Origin of the sequence: Cricetibacter osteomyelitidis (assembly GCF_004340985.1) — a bacterium.
Classification (GTDB): Bacteria; Pseudomonadota; Gammaproteobacteria; order Enterobacterales; family Pasteurellaceae; genus Cricetibacter; species Cricetibacter osteomyelitidis.
Genome location: NZ_SLYB01000012.1, coordinates 70,038 through 85,336, shown reverse-complemented (window position 1 = coordinate 85,336; position 15,299 = coordinate 70,038). Strand labels below are relative to the sequence as shown.

The 15,299-nt window shown below is 38.5% G+C and carries 16 protein-coding genes; 7 read left to right on the top strand and 9 right to left on the bottom strand.

All coding sequences use genetic code 11. The annotated features are described in order from the left end of the window. The first annotated feature begins 224 nt into the window (after positions 1-224). From EDC44_RS07365 to EDC44_RS12970, 4 genes are read left to right on the top strand one after another with little or no spacing between them, the layout of a single operon-like run. Positions 225-1,601: a glycosyltransferase family 4 protein gene (locus EDC44_RS07365; protein ID WP_131976896.1), complete on the top strand. Its 1,377-nt coding sequence runs from the start codon at positions 225-227 to the stop codon at positions 1,599-1,601. Next, complete coding sequence (locus EDC44_RS07360; RefSeq protein ID WP_131976894.1) at positions 1,570-2,610, top strand: glycosyltransferase family 4 protein; 1,041 nt, start codon at positions 1,570-1,572, stop codon at positions 2,608-2,610. The genes EDC44_RS07365 and EDC44_RS07360 overlap by 32 nt, the downstream gene beginning before the upstream one ends. Further along, positions 2,607-3,224: a WaaS/CpsH family glycosyltransferase gene (locus EDC44_RS13095; protein ID WP_207896747.1), complete on the top strand. Its 618-nt coding sequence runs from the start codon at positions 2,607-2,609 to the stop codon at positions 3,222-3,224. The genes EDC44_RS07360 and EDC44_RS13095 overlap by 4 nt, the downstream gene beginning before the upstream one ends. Next, positions 3,106-3,684, top strand: coding sequence for a WaaS/CpsH family glycosyltransferase (locus tag EDC44_RS12970; RefSeq protein ID WP_481219195.1), 579 nt, complete (start codon positions 3,106-3,108; stop codon positions 3,682-3,684). The genes EDC44_RS13095 and EDC44_RS12970 overlap by 119 nt, the downstream gene beginning before the upstream one ends. Positions 3,685-3,748: 64 nt before the next feature. Here the strand turns inward: EDC44_RS12970 and EDC44_RS07350 are convergent, their stop codons facing one another. Further along, positions 3,749-4,480, bottom strand: a complete 732-nt coding sequence (locus EDC44_RS07350; RefSeq protein WP_131976892.1) for a redoxin family protein — start codon at positions 4,478-4,480, stop codon at positions 3,749-3,751. Positions 4,481-4,655: 175 nt separating this feature from the next. Between EDC44_RS07350 and oxyR the strand changes: the two genes are divergently transcribed. The 3 genes from oxyR to folA are packed head-to-tail and all read left to right on the top strand — an operon-like array spanning position 4,656 to position 6,684. Then, a complete protein-coding gene (gene oxyR / locus EDC44_RS07345; protein ID WP_131976890.1) occupies positions 4,656-5,561 on the top strand; it encodes a DNA-binding transcriptional regulator OxyR in 906 nt (301 codons plus the stop codon). A gap of 8 nt (positions 5,562-5,569) precedes the next feature. Then, positions 5,570-6,205 (top strand): HTH-type transcriptional repressor FabR, encoded by a 636-nt coding sequence (gene fabR / locus EDC44_RS07340; RefSeq protein ID WP_131976888.1) that lies wholly within the window; start codon positions 5,570-5,572, stop codon positions 6,203-6,205. After that, on the top strand, positions 6,202-6,684 hold the full coding sequence (gene folA / locus EDC44_RS07335) for a type 3 dihydrofolate reductase (RefSeq protein ID WP_131976886.1): 483 nt from the start codon (positions 6,202-6,204) through the stop codon (positions 6,682-6,684). Before fabR ends, folA begins: the two co-directional genes overlap by 4 nt. Before the next feature lies 1 nt (position 6,685). Here folA and EDC44_RS07330 read toward each other — a convergent pair whose 3' ends face one another. The 8 genes from EDC44_RS07330 to murG all read right to left on the bottom strand — a co-directional run bounded on the left by EDC44_RS07330 (position 6,686) and on the right by murG (position 15,293). Beyond that, positions 6,686-7,177: a hypothetical protein gene (locus tag EDC44_RS07330; protein ID WP_131976884.1), complete on the bottom strand. Its 492-nt coding sequence runs from the start codon at positions 7,175-7,177 to the stop codon at positions 6,686-6,688. Positions 7,178-7,364: 187 nt separating this feature from the next. Continuing rightward, on the bottom strand, positions 7,365-8,282 hold the full coding sequence (lpxC, locus tag EDC44_RS07325) for a UDP-3-O-acyl-N-acetylglucosamine deacetylase (RefSeq protein WP_131976882.1): 918 nt from the start codon (positions 8,280-8,282) through the stop codon (positions 7,365-7,367). Between the two features lie 23 nt (positions 8,283-8,305). Beyond that, on the bottom strand, positions 8,306-9,643 hold the full coding sequence (ftsZ, locus tag EDC44_RS07320) for a cell division protein FtsZ (protein WP_131976880.1): 1,338 nt from the start codon (positions 9,641-9,643) through the stop codon (positions 8,306-8,308). Between the two features lie 81 nt (positions 9,644-9,724). Continuing rightward, positions 9,725-10,996, bottom strand: a complete 1,272-nt coding sequence (gene ftsA / locus EDC44_RS07315) for a cell division protein FtsA (protein ID WP_131976878.1) — start codon at positions 10,994-10,996, stop codon at positions 9,725-9,727. 49 nt (positions 10,997-11,045) lie between these two features. Then, positions 11,046-11,822 carry a cell division protein FtsQ/DivIB gene (locus tag EDC44_RS07310; RefSeq protein ID WP_131976876.1) on the bottom strand — a complete coding sequence of 259 codons (777 nt, stop codon included), beginning with the start codon at positions 11,820-11,822 and terminating at the stop codon, positions 11,046-11,048. Next, positions 11,822-12,745, bottom strand: coding sequence for a D-alanine--D-alanine ligase (locus tag EDC44_RS07305; protein WP_131976874.1), 924 nt, complete (start codon positions 12,743-12,745; stop codon positions 11,822-11,824). The genes EDC44_RS07310 and EDC44_RS07305 overlap by 1 nt, the downstream gene beginning before the upstream one ends. A gap of 43 nt (positions 12,746-12,788) precedes the next feature. Then, complete coding sequence (gene murC / locus EDC44_RS07300; RefSeq protein ID WP_131976872.1) at positions 12,789-14,225, bottom strand: UDP-N-acetylmuramate--L-alanine ligase; 1,437 nt, start codon at positions 14,223-14,225, stop codon at positions 12,789-12,791. Between the two features lie 12 nt (positions 14,226-14,237). Next, positions 14,238-15,293 carry an undecaprenyldiphospho-muramoylpentapeptide beta-N-acetylglucosaminyltransferase gene (gene murG, locus EDC44_RS07295; protein ID WP_131976870.1) on the bottom strand — a complete coding sequence of 352 codons (1,056 nt, stop codon included), beginning with the start codon at positions 15,291-15,293 and terminating at the stop codon, positions 14,238-14,240. Between the last annotated feature and the right edge of the window lie 6 nt (positions 15,294-15,299).

Sequence of the window (15,299 nt, the reverse complement as noted above, 5' to 3'; positions counted from 1 at the left end):
CCCCGCTTAAAGCGGGGTTTATTTTTTGTAAAATTATCGTTTAATGATAAAAAACTTACGCTACTATATAACGTATAATGATTCAACTGGGGAAAATGATGGATAATATAGAACCAGCTATTAGAAAATGAGAAAAGAGCAGTCAACAAGAATTGGTTGAAATCAAACACAACACTGCGATATTATTGTAAATAAATAACAATTAGTTCCATTGGGAGAATATTGTGAAATTTATTCATTCTTTGAAAGAAATAAATAGATATAGGAAAGGTTTAAAACTTTTATCTTATGAAAAAAATAGCTTTATTAATGCAATAAAATTATTAAGACAAGAATATCATAAAAGTGACAATTCCTTTGAGAAAGTTTTAAACATACTTCATAATTGCTTAGAAAACAAATCACTTATTCTTTCAAAAGATAAACAATATCCCATAAGAAAAAATTCTGTTAAGAATACAAATAATAGTTTATCTGTTCAAATTTATTTTTTAGGTTTTCATACCGGTGGAGGAGAAATATTCCCAATTCATTTAGCTAATAAATTATATGAATTGGGGATCAACGTATCTGTTGTAGTTTTAGATTTAGATAAAATTAATAACGACATTTATAATAAACTAAATCAAGATATCCCTATATATCATATCTATCATATTTTGAATAATAAAAAATTTTTTTCAGAACATCATGTAGATATTATTCACTCGCATATCATAGCAGCTGATAGAATAATATCTTGTTATTTGGAAGAAAATAAGATCAATATCCCTTACATTGCTACAATGCATGGCTCACATGATAGGGCTATTGCAAAATATAGCCGATTAAATACACTAAGGATGCTTAAATTTATTTCACAATGGGTTTATATTGCCGATAAAAACTTAGATTTTTTTGATGGATTTTCTCTGCCTGATATTGTCAAATTTCCAAATGCAATGCCCATAGATATGCGTGCTGCAACTAGTTCTCGCTACGCTTTAGGAATAAAAGATTCAGATATCGTATTTTCTTTTGCAGCAAGAGGAATTACAGAAAAAGGATGGAATGAAATAACACAAGCATTTATTCTATTACAAAAAGAAACTCAAAAGAGTAATTTTCATCTCATTCTAATGGGCGAAGGTGAAGCACAAAAAAATGTTCAAAAAATAGTGAAAGGTAATAAACATATTCATTTTCTAGGTTATGAATCTGCTGTAAATGGCGTATTACGTTATTCCGACTGTTTTGTATTACCTTCTCGTTTTGTTGGAGAAAGTTATCCCCTATGTTTAATCCAAGCTATACAAGAAAAACTGCCTTGTATTGCAACTGATATAGGAGAAATAAAAAATATGATTAAAGATAATAATCAATATGCCGGGATCTTAATTGAGAATAATGAAAATAACGAAATATTCATAGAAAATTTAAAAGATGCAATGAAAGAAATGCTAAATGATGAAGTAAGAGCACAATATAAATTAACTTCAACTAATATCTCATATAAATATGATATGAAAAATTTAGCAGAAAAATATATTAATCTGTACATACATACTATTCAAAAATATAAGGAAAAAAATGACTCTATCCCTAGCCTGTCTCAAATTTAAACAAGGTGGCGGTGTAGAACGCTATCTTCTCGATGTAATTAATGGGTTACATCAAGTAGATATCACACCTAAATTTTATTCTACATCCTTTAACCAAACATTACCGGAATATCAATGGATTGAATCGAGAAAAATTGATTTATCTTGGTGTCCTAAAAAATTGCGATTGCCGTTTTTTTCCCGTGCAATATTAAAACAAAAAGCCTATGATGAAGTTGTGGTTTCCATCCAAACAGTACGCGGTGCGGATATTCTCATTTGCGGCGGACAACATAGAGGCTATTTATGCGCATTAAATAGGAAAGCTTCATTGATGGAAAAATTTAAAATCAACAATGAACAAAAAGCCTATGACGAATGTAAATTAATTGTTGCTCATTCACAGTTAATGAAAGATGAATTAATTGAACTTTATCGCATTCCGAAAAATAAAATTATTGTGCTTTATCCTCCGGCTAATACGCAAAAATTTCATACGGTTTCCAGCGAAGTGCGGTCGGATTTAAGGAAAAAATTTGGTTTTTCCGAACAAGAAATTATTTATATTTTCCCTTCAACGGGACATTATCGTAAAGGTTTCGACTTACTCAAAAGTTATTTTGAACAAACTGATTTACCGATAAAATTAGTGGTTGCCGGTACACCGGTGGTAGAAAGCAAGAATATTCGTTCCCTTGGTTTTTGCAACAATATGCCGGAACTTTATCAAGCAGGCGATTTTACTATCATGGCATCGAAATATGAACCTTTTGGATTAGTGGGTATTGAGTCTATTTTGTGTGGTACACCGATAATTTTTTCTGAAAATATGGCTTGTACGGAAGTATTTAAAAATAATTTTGGTTATACATTTATGCGAAATGACTTTCATTCATTGGATACTGTATTAAAAACGTCGGTAGAAAATCGAACACGTATCGAAAAACCTCAAGACGCACTTAACTATGATCCAACGCTGGAAGCACATATTCAATCTCTACTAAATATCATTAATCAATTACATCAATGAAGAAAAAAATTATTATTGCATTGCCAGAATTATATGGTTTAGATAAATGTATCAAAAAGAATTTAGAATATTGCGGATTCGACGTGATTACATTCTGTTATAACATTAGAAAAGCGCATTTTACTCATTTATTCAGCCCTATAAAATTATTATATGATAAATATATAAAAAAAAGTGATGATTACAACAAATATTTAAAACTTTCACCATTTTTCCCTGACATTGATAAAAAGTTTCAATTATTAAAAGAAAATAAAGCGGATTATGCTCTCTTTATTCGTGCAAATATTTTCCCTAAATCTTTTGTAAAGAAAGTCAAAAAACAAGCACATTATTGCGTTAACTATCAATGGGATGGTATTGATGTATTTCCCGATATTTTAGACTATATAGATTTATTTAATGATTTTTATGTATTTGATCAATCAGATGTAAAAAAATATGCTAAATATCATTTTAAACCAACTACAAATTTCTATTTTGATTTCCCTTTAATTGAAAATAATCAATCAATCAATCAATCAATCAATCAATCAATCAATCAATCAATCAATCAATCAATCAATCAATCAATCAATCAATCAATCAGGAATCTACTTTCTTGGTGGTTATAATTCAAAGAGAAATGACGAAATTATTAATTTTATTAATGCTGCCAGAAAATTAAACTTACCATTAGATTTTTATATGGTATGTAAACATGATCATATTCAAAAAGCGTTTGATCATGAAGGAATTACTCATTTATTACCAACGAAAGCTTTGAGCTTTGAAGAAAATTTACAAAAAGTAAAAAATTGCAAAGTTGTTGCGGATTTTGTAAATTCTGCTCATTCAGGCTTATCCTTTAGGATCTTTGATGCATTATGTTTTAATAAAAAACTCATCACAACCAATAAAACAATTCAAAATTATGATTTTTATCATCCTAATAATATTTTTATTTGGGAAAACAATAATACTGATGAGCTAATTGAGTTTTTAGCCAAACCCTATGTACCTATTGATGAGACTATAAAACAGTATTACTCCTTTACTGCTTGGATTAAACGAATTTTGCCTAATTTGGATTAATAAAAATCCCCTTTATTATCACAAATAAAGGGGATTGCTCTTACGCTACTTTCCTACAATAAAACTATTTTGCAAAATATGCTTCTAAATCATCGCTGCCGCCGATGTGTTTACCGCCAATAAACACTTGAGGTACTGTCGCACGGCCAGAAACTGCACGTAAGCTAACAATTGTTGCATCGTGACCTAATACAATTTCTTCAAAGTCGATTTTGTGTTCATGCAACATTTGTTTTGCTTTTGCACAGAACGGACAGCCCGGTTTGGTGAAAATAGCTACAGATTCTTGCGTTTTATGTTCCGGTGCAATGAATTTCAACATAGTGTCTGCATCGGATACTTTGAACGGATCGCCCGGTTCATTCGGTTCAATAAACATTTTTTCTACAATACCGTTTTTCACCAACATTGAATAACGCCAAGAGCGTGCACCAAAGCCTAAATCATCTTTTTCTACTAATTGACCCATACCGCGAGTAAATTCACCGTTACCATCTGGCACGAAAGTGATTTTATCTGCATGTTCGGCTTCTTTCCACGCATTCATAACGAAAGTATCATTCACGGAAACCACTAAAATATCATCAACGCCATACTGTTTGAAAGTATCCGCTAATTCGTTGTAGCGTGGCAAGTGAGACGATGAACAAGTTGGTGTGAACGCACCCGGTAATGAAAATACAACTACGGTTTTGTTATCGAATAACTGTGCAGTAGTTACATCTACCCATGCATCGCCTTGACGAGTGTGAAATGTAACTTGCGGGACTTTTTTCCCTTCCATATTAACTGACATAATTTTTCTCCTGTTATATTATGAGAGATTAACTTGATACAGCAAATTTATTATCCTGCCGTACAACTTGTAATTCAAGTTTTAACTTTGATGAATTGTATAAAATAATATGATATAGTTACAATCAATTAATTCTATCCTTTTAATTGTTACTTTCTATAAAGGAAATACAAAAATGAACATCCGAGATTTAGAATATTTAGTTGCCTTATCCGAATACAAACACTTTCGCCGTGCAGCCGATGCCTGCCACGTAAGCCAACCGACACTAAGCGGTCAAATCCGCAAATTGGAAGATGAATTGGGTATCGTGTTACTTGAACGCACTAGCCGCAAAGTGTTGTTTACTCAATCAGGTTTGATTTTAGTAGAACAAGCCCGTAAAGTTTTACGCGAGGTCAAACTATTAAAAGAAATGGCGAGCAACCAAGGTAAAGATATGACGGGGCCGTTACATATCGGTGTTATCCCCACTATCGGTCCTTATTTATTGCCTTATATTGTTCCGACATTAAAAGAAGCATTTCCTGAATTAGAACTTTATTTATATGAAGGTCAAACGCACCAATTACTTGATCAATTGGAAACCGGGCAGCTGGATTGCGCAATTTTAGCCTTAGTCAAAGAAACCGAAGCATTTATTGAAGTGCCGATGTATCGTGAAGAAATGTTAGTGGCCGTTTCGGCAGAACATCAATGGGCGAAGAAGAAAAGCTTAAAATTAGAAGAATTAAACGGTCATGAAATGTTGATGTTGGATGATGGTCATTGCTTACGTAATCAGGCATTAGACTATTGTTTTACTGCCGGAGCAAAAGAAAACGGCCATTTCAAAGCGACCAGCCTGGAAACATTACGTAATATGGTGGCAACCGATGCCGGCATCACACTCATGCCCGAATTAGCGGTACTAAATGATCGACAACGCGATGGCGTATGTTACATTCCATGTGAATTACCGAAACCAAATCGCACAGTTGCGTTGGTTTATCGCCCCGGCTCACCTCTGCGTAATCGCTATGAAAAAGTTGCAAGTTCCGTTGCTGAAGCGGTAAAACCTATTTTAACATTATCAAAATAGAGGTTATTATGTCCGGTATTCGTGCAGTACAAAAAGAAAAAACCCGTCGGGCATTAATTGATGCGGCATTTAATCAGCTCAGTGCGGAAAAAAGCTTTTCCAACATTAGCTTACGTGAAGTGGCACGTGAAGCGGGAATCGCGCCGACTTCATTTTATCGTCATTTTCGGGATATGGATGAACTCGGTTTAACCATGGTTGACGAAGCCGGTTTAACGCTACGCCAGTTAATGCGTCAAGCCCGTAAACGAATAGAAAAAGGCGGCAGTGTTATTGCGATTTCAGTAGAAACGTTTTTTGAATTTATTACCCAAAGCCCAAATGTATTTCGTTTGTTATTGCGTGAAAGCTCGGGCACATCGCTTGCTTTCCGTACGGCTGCCGCCCGTGAAATTAAACATTTTACCGATGAGCTGGCAGAGTATATTATGCACAAAGATCGCCTACGCGAAGATGTGGCTTATGTGCAGGCAGAAGGAATGGTAACTTTAGTATTTGCTTCCGGTTCTAACGCGTTAGATATGAGTAATAAAGAACGCGAGTTATTAAAAGGCCGGCTAATCAAACAGTTACGAATGTTAACTAACGGTGCTTATCTGTGGCGTGAAAATAATTACGAAAGCAAAGAGAGTAAAGAAAAATGATACTTAGCTTAATTGTTGCAACAACAAAAAACAATGTTATCGGCAAAAATAATCAAATGCCTTGGCATTTACCCGCAGACTTGGCTTGGTTCCGTCAAAACACGACAGGTAAACCGGTTATTATGGGGCGTAAAACCTTTGAATCTATCGGCAAGCCGCTTCCAAAACGCACCAATATCGTGCTATCCCGCAATAAATTTCAACATGAAAACGTATTATGGGCCAAAGACTGGCAAAGTGCGGTGGATTTTGTAAAAGATTTTGAAGAGATTATGCTGATCGGTGGCGGGGAATTATTCAAACAAATGTTACCGCAAGCCGGTAAGCTCTATTTAACTCAAATCCAAACGGAATTAGACGGAGATACTTTTTTTCCGGAACTTAATTGGAAAGAATGGGAAATTCAGCAGGAAATTTATCGTACGGCAGATGAAAATAATGCTTATGATTGCCGTTTTTTAGTATTGACGAGAAGTTAAACTAGTGTTTCACATTTTCAAAGAAACGCTTCACACTTCCAATAACAGGTTGAAATAAGCCTTTTTTTAAGAAAGGTAAACGAGAAATTGTGTCCCGAACACAATCTAAACTGGCTACTTGATAACCACTGCTCTTATCAATAATAACCACACCGATTTGTTTATCACTGCCAGCTCTTAAATCATAGAACTTGAACCATACATTCTTATTAGAAATATACAGTTGCGAGCCATTCATGTATTTTTCCTGGTAAGCATTTCCAATAGGTTCATTAAACCAATAACGTAAATCGCCATTACGCTCATAGTGGGTGAAAATCAGTTCATTTCCACCATTTTGTTGTTGCGATAATTCTAAATTAATTCGATCGTCTTTTTTTGATAAACAAGAAAATATAGGAAAATCGACTTGAACGATCGAGCGACTCTCAGCATATAATTTAGAACTAATTAACAATATGGTAAAAAACACCCAATACCTTGGCCTTTTCATCCACTACCCTTTAAAATTTTTATAAACAATTTACTTAGAAATAAATCGATTTTTAATCATCAAAAGCCGGCATTCCTGGATTTTAACAGATCCGATCTGTTTAGTGAAACACTATACTATCATAAAAGATTATAAAAAAGCTATATTTCCTTTAGAAATATAGCTTTTAATCCTCTCATATAAACCGTTAAATTAACACTTGTATCGGAGCAATATAACCTTGCGGTACCCGTTCTTTATCATCAAAGGTAATAAATTCCCAAGCTTCTTGATCATCCAGTACGGCACGCAATAATTTATTGTTCAGCCCATGACCGGATTTATATGCGGTGAAGCTACCGATGATATTATGGCCGGCCATAAATAAATCACCAATAGCATCTAACATTTTATGACGTACCAATTCATCTTTAAAACGCAACCCCTCTTCATTCAAAATACGGAACTCATCCAACACAATGGCATTATCCAAGCTACCACCCAACGCCAAGCCTTGAGATTGTAGATATTCGATATCTTTCATAAAACCGAAAGTTCTTGCTCGGCTGATTTGCTGCACAAATGCTTGAGCAGAGAAATCCATTGCATAATGGCAAACTTTTTTGCTGATCACCGGATGATTGAAATCAATGGTGAAATCTAATTTAAAGCCGTTATAAGGTTCAAATTCAGCCCATTTGTCACCATCTTCCACGCGTACTTTTTTCTTAATACGAATAAATTTTTTCGCTACATTTTGTTCTTCGATGCCCGCATCCAATAACAAATAAACGAACGGACTTGCGCTACCGTCCATAATAGGGATTTCCGGAGCATCAACTTCAATAATGATATTATCAATACCCAAACCGGCCAACGCCGCATTTAAGTGCTCAACGGTAGAAATACGCACGCCTTCGTCATTAATCAAACAAGTACAAAGCATGGTATCACGAATAGATTTAGCATCCGCCGGAAATGCTACCGCAGGATTCAAATCCGTACGATAATACACGACACCGCTGTTTGCTGCTGCCGGACGTAACGTTAAAGTTACTTTTTTACCGCTATGCAAACCGACACCGGTTACTTTAATAGTTTGTTTTAATGTTCTTTGTTTAATCATAATTATGTCCTTAATTATGAGAGTTACTCTGCATTATGGTTTGTGTTACGCATAAATGCGGAAACATCTAATAATTCTTTTTCATCTTGCAACTTACGGGCACGCATAAATGCCGGTGTATCCAACTCGTTTGCCGGACGTTGTTGCTGATATTCTTGCTGCGTCTGATTATGTCCGTAGCCTTGTTGTGCATCCGGGTTAAATGTGTCAAAAGTGCGGTTCGGTGCAGCAGCGTTTTGTACGCCTGCAGGAATTGCACTACCTCCTAACAGTTGACTAATCGGTGCAGGTCTTGCTTGCACTCGAACTTCAGCCGTTTCTCTTGCTTCTTCGCCGACACCCGCTGCAACGACTGTTACACGAATTTCGCCTTCTAATTCAGGCTGTAAGCTGGTACCGACAATCACACTGGCATCATCTGCCGCAATTTCTTTAATGAAATCATTCACGATATGGAATTCTTCCAAAGTCAAATCACGACCGGAAGTGACATTTACCAACACACCTTTTGCATTCGATAAATCTACATCTTCTAATAATGGACTGGCAATCGCTTCTTGCGCTGCTTGTTCCGCACGCCCGCTACCCGGTTCACCTTTTGCGATACCGGCCCCCATCATACATTGACCTTTAGCTTCCATCACCGTACGCACATCCGCAAAGTCCACGTTGATGATACCCGGTTGAGTAATCATATCCGAAATACCACGCACAGAATGATTTAAGATATCATTGGCTTTTGCAAAAGCATCAATTAATGTGATGTTTTTGCCTAAAACTTTTAATAATTTTTCATTTGGAATTGTAATTAAGGAATCCACATGTTTAGACAGTTCTTGAATACCAAGTTCTGCAAAATGCATACGTTTTTTACCTTCAAAAGAAAATGGCTTTGTTACTACCGCAACAGTTAAGATGCCCATTTCTTTTGCGATTTGTGCTACAATCGGTGCCGCTCCGGTACCTGTACCGCCGCCCATACCTGCTGCAATAAACACCATATCGGTATCTTCCAACATTGAACGAATCGCATCCTGATCAGACATTGCCGCTTCACGACCTACATTCGGATTCGCTCCGGCACCTAAACCTTTGGTTTTATTACCACCGATTTGTACCGTATTCGGCACTCGGCTTTTACGTAATGCTTGAGCATCGGTATTTACTACAAAAAAGTCAATCGTACCAAGCGGATCGGCATCAAAACCGCCAATCGGTAATTCCATATTATTGCTGACGACTTTTTCTTCCGAATTCATCGTTTCAACCATATGATTTACGGCGTTACCGCCGCCGCCACCGACACCAATAACCTTGATGACTGCACCTTCGTCAAATTCGTACTCAACCGTTTCAAACATTTCAATTCTCCGTGTGTGCTATTTTTCCAGCACCGTATAATTCCAAAATCACTACTTATTGTAGAATAAAAATCCAAATTCTCAAAACTCTGACTTAATTTTATTCACAACTTTTTTGCAAAAAGCCCAAACTCCGCCCACTTTCGTATCTTCAAAACTGCGAACCGGACCATCATCACCAGTATGATAACTATATTGTAATAATCCTAAGACAGTTGAATACTGTGGTTTGTTCACATAATCCGTCAATCCGGTTAAATTTAATGGGCTGGCTACCCGAACTTGCATATCAAAAACCTGCTCCGCACATTTTGCCGCATCTTCAATTTGAGCTCCGCCGCCGGTTAATACCACGCCTGCGAGCAACTCAGCCGGCATTTGTTTATGCATTAATTCCATTTTTAAACGATCTAATTCGCGTTTCACTAAAGAAAACAACTCGCTGTAACGCGGCGAAATAATTTGTGATAACACATCTTTCGTGATAGTTTTTGGAACTCGGCCGCCCACACCGGTCACTTCAATTTTTTTCTCCGCATCAACTCTAGGCGGAGTAATCGCACTACCAAAACTCACCTTGATAGCTTCCGCATTCATTCTTGATGTGGTTGCTCCGGCAGCAATATCTTCAGTGACGCGATCACCGGCATAAGGTATTACTCGGCTATAACGCAATGCACCATTAGTAAATACGGTAATATCCATTGTACCGCCGCCCATATCTATCAAGCAGACACCCAGCTCTTTTTCATCTTCCGTCAATACGGAATAACTTGAAGCCAAGCCGGAAAAAACTATTTGATCCACTTTTAAACCGCAACGTTCAACGGCTTTGCGTAAATTATTCAACCAATCCTGATGACAGGCAACCAAATGAGCCTGTGCTTTTAAACGCACGCCTTGCAAACCTAACGGATTTTTAATATTAAATTGCTTATCTACCGCATATTCTTGCGGAATAATATGTAATACGGAAACACCTTCCGGCATTTTCACCGAACTGGCCGTGTACATGGCAGAATCAATTTCTTCTTGCGTGACTTCACCTTCACTGATTGGCACAAACCCGCTTTCATTTAAGCTTTGAATATGATCACCGGTAATTGCTAATGTCACACTGATAATTTGACAATCCGCAATAGATTCAGCAGCTTCAACTGCACGCTGAATTGAATTGGCTACGGCTTCCAAATCCGTAATTCCACCTTTATTAATACCGCGTGACGGACAGCTACCCACACCTAACACATTCACTACGCCGTCAGGAAACACTTCGCCGACTACAGCCACCACTTTGGATGTACCGACTTCAAGCCCTACAATTGTTTTTGATTCCACTATGTTATTTGCCATTTTTGCTATTTCACACCATAACGATTAAATATTAACATATTATTTTAAATTATTTATCTTCAAATCCAACTGCCGCACCCACATTATATCTTAAATCGATATAAGCCAGTTTTTTATTTTCCGGTATTTCAATTTGCGGATAAATGGTTGCTAAACGATCGATTTTACTTTTCCATTCGCCGCGACCGAGTTTGACAATCGTTCCATTATCCAACCCGGCTTCCCAAGAACCGCGTTCATCCACAGCAAGCGATTTTAATATTAGATTCTTAGCTTTCAATTCTTTACCGATTTGATTCCAAGCATCCAATACGGTCAAACTTTGGAAATCGGGCCCGGATAACAAAGGAAGTCCCGTAATATCCAATTTATCCGGCGGCAGTTTAAACACTTCACCTTTCGCCGATACAAATTTCGTATCATTCCATACTGCAACCGGCATATATTCATCTACCCAAACCGTTAATTTATCCGGCCAGATTTTACGTACCACAGCCCCTTTCACCCAAGGCATTTGCTCGATTTGTTTACGAATCTCATCTACATTCTGTCCGAAATAACCTTTTAATTCGGGCATTTTCAACAAAGCTTCGCGAATATCGTTAAATTTGGTGAAACGTGGTGAACCGGACAATGCGAAAGATGCAATGGGTTTATCATCCAGTTTTTCCAACCAACTCTGCCAGTTTGAATAAACATAATACAATAAGCAGGCACAAAATAGCAAAATCAACGGCTTAATAAAAATAAAAAAGTTCCGTTGTCGTTCGCTCGTGCGTATTCCCGGACGAATCCCCTGTGTCGGTCTTCGTTTAATTATGGCCATTAAACGCTCAACTCCAAAATGCGTTCCACTAATTGTTCAAAGCTGTAACCCACCGTACGTGCTGATTTAGGAAACAAACTGTGGCTGGTCATGCCCGGTGTGGTATTCACTTCCACCAAACGAAATTGCCCTTTGTCGTCAGCCATCACATCAATACGGCTCCAACCGCGGCAGCCCACAACATCATAGGCTTGTTTCACCAAACAACGCATTGCCTGATCCTGTTCTATGCTAATATGTGCCGGACAAAAATATTGCGTATTATCGGAAATATATTTGGCATCATAGTCATAAAATTCGCTTTCCGGTACAATTTGAACTGGCGGTAATACTTCACCATCCAACACAGGCACAGAAAATTCAGCACCGTCTAACCATTCTTCAATTAAGACGGTATCATCAAATTCTAAGGCATAATCTACCGCACTTTTCAGCTCACTTTCCGCTTTGACTTTGGTTAAACCAACACTGGAACCTTCTTTCGACGGTTTCACCATTAACGGCAGGCCTAACCTTTCGACTACAGCCGCTGTGTTTAGTTCAGCCGCGTTATCCGTGGTCACAATTTCCATATCCGCAATCGGTAACCCAAAGGCTTTCCACAGCATTTTAGTACGCATTTTATCCATGGTGAGCGATGAAGTCATCACACCACAACCGGTATAAGGCAAGCCGATTTGTTCTAACAAACCTTGCATTGTGCCGTCTTCGCCACCACGACCGTGTAAAATATTAAACACACGATCAAACCCTTGTTCTTTTAAGGTTGCTACCGGAAATTCTTTCGGATCAATAGGATGAGCATCATAACCTTGCGTGCGTAATGCTTCCAATACCGCTGCACCGGAATTGAGAGAAACTTCGCGTTCCGCAGATGTGCCGCCTAATAATACGGCGATTTTTTGTTGTTTTAATGGTTTCATTTTATCTGTCCTACAACTTGGCGTGTGTGATACGCCTCTACAATTAACTATTTGTCCACAATTCCACTAATTGACGGGATAAACGGCTGACGTTACCCGCCCCCTGAGCTAAAATCAAGTCACCGTCTTGCAGCACTTGATCCATAATTTCCGGTAACTGGCTATGATCGGTGACTAAAATCGGATCCACTTTGCCCAAATTACGAATAGAACGGCATAATGAGCGGCTGTCCGCACCGGCAATAGGCTGTTCACCCGCGGGATAAACATCCAACATAATCAACGCATCCACTTGAGAAAGCACTTGCACGAAATCATCGAATAAATCTCGGGTACGGGAATAGCGGTGCGGTTGGAAAATCATCACAACACGTTTGTTTTCCCAGCCTTGACGTGCGGCTTGAATAGTTACGCTCACTTCCGTTGGGTGATGACCGTAATCATCCACCAACATCACTTTACCGTTCGGACGGATAAATTCACCTAATTGATCAAAACGACGACCTGCACCCTGGAAATCCGCAAGTGCGGTCAAAATCGCGTCAGTTTCAATGCCTTCTTCTTTGGCTACGGCTAATGCCGCCGTAGCATTTAAGGCATTGTGCCTGCCCGGCACATTCAGCAACACTTCAATACGTTCACCCACAGGTGTAATCACCGTATAATGTCCTTGGAAACCGGTTTGTTGATAGTTTTCAATGCGATAATCCGCCGTTTCGGTAAAACCGTAAGTAATCACTTGGCGGCCGACTTGCGGAATCAGTTCTTGCAAGACGTTATCATCGGCACACATCACCGCCAACCCATAGAACGGCAGGTTGTGCAAGAAATTTACATAGGTACGTTTCATTTCATCAAAATCACCGTGATAGGTTTCCATATGATCCGGTTCGATATTAGTCACTACGGATATCATCGGCTGCAAGTGCAAGAATGACGCATCACTTTCATCAGCTTCGGCGATTAAATAACGGCTTGCCCCTAAATGTGCGTTTGTTCCCGCCGATTTCACCAAACCACCGTTCACAAAGGTCGGGTCAAGTTCTGCTTGAGTATAAATCATTGAAATCATTGCGGTCGTCGTGGTTTTACCATGTGTCCCCGCAATAGCAATGCCGTGACGAAAACGCATAATTTCCGCTAACATTTGAGCACGTTGAATCACAGGGATGCGATTTTCATGAGCGGCTACCACTTCTACATTATCCGTTTTAATAGCACTGGAAACCACCACCACATTAGCGTTTGTGATATTTTCCGCCTTATGTTCAAAAAAGATTTTTGCCCCTAAAGAAATCAAGCGATTTGTCACCGCACTTTCTGCAATATCCGAACCGGTCACTTGATAACCTTCGTTTAATAATACTTCTGCAATACCGCCCATTCCGGCTCCGCCGATACCCACAAAATGAATTTGATGTACCCGGCGCATTTCCGGCACTACGCAGCGGATTTGTTGTTGTAATTCTTTTCTTGTCATAATCTTTCTCATTTATTTCGCATTTTCAATAATCACTTCCGCTACTCGTTGTGCTGCTAGAGGTGCGGACATTTCTTTGGCTTTGATGGCCATTTGCAATAATTTATCGCGATCCAGTTCGTTTAATAATTGAACCAATACGTCCGCATTCAAGTCTTTCTGTTCCACAATTTTTGCCGCACCGACATCAGCTAAATAGCATGCGTTTAAATATTGTTGGCGATCTTTATGTTGGAACGGCACAAAAATAGCGGGTACGCCGATAGCGGCAATTTCGCACACAGTTAATGCACCGGAACGACAAATCACAATATCTGCCCAGGCATAGGCTTCAGCCATATCATCAATAAATTCGGTGACAGTAACATCGACATGTTGCGGATAAAGTGCGGTCACGGTTTCAAAAGATCCTTTCCCCACTTGATGACGAATTTCTAATTTATCCGCTAATTGTTCGGCAACTTTCGGCAAAGTCAGATTAAGCACTCTCGCCCCTTGACTACCACCCACCACTAACACTTTTAGTTTTCCGCTGTGATGTGCAAAACGTTCTTGCGGACCTGGCATGGAAAATAAATCCTGACGCACCGGATTACCTACCACTTCCGCATTCGAAAAAGCATTTGGAAAGGCTTGCAATACCCGTTTCGCAATTTTGGATAACAGTTTATTGGTTAATCCTGCAACGGCATTTTGTTCATGTAAAATCACCGGCACGCCACATAATTTCGCCGCCATACCGCCGGGCCCGGAAACATAACCACCCATACCCAGTACGGCATTCGGCTGATAATGTTGAATAATTTTTTTTGCCTGAAAAATCGCCCGGATAATATTAAACGGTGCTTTTAATAAAGGCTTAATGCCGCGATCACGCACCCCTTCAATTTGAATAAATTCAATATCAATGCCGTGTTTCGGCACAAGATGGGCTTCCATGCGGTCTTTTGTACCTAACCAACGAATATCCCAACCTTGTTGTTGCAAATATTGTGCAACGGCAATAGCAGGAAACACGTGCCCACCGGTACCACCTGCCATGACTAATAATCTTTTCTGTTCTGCCATAATTAA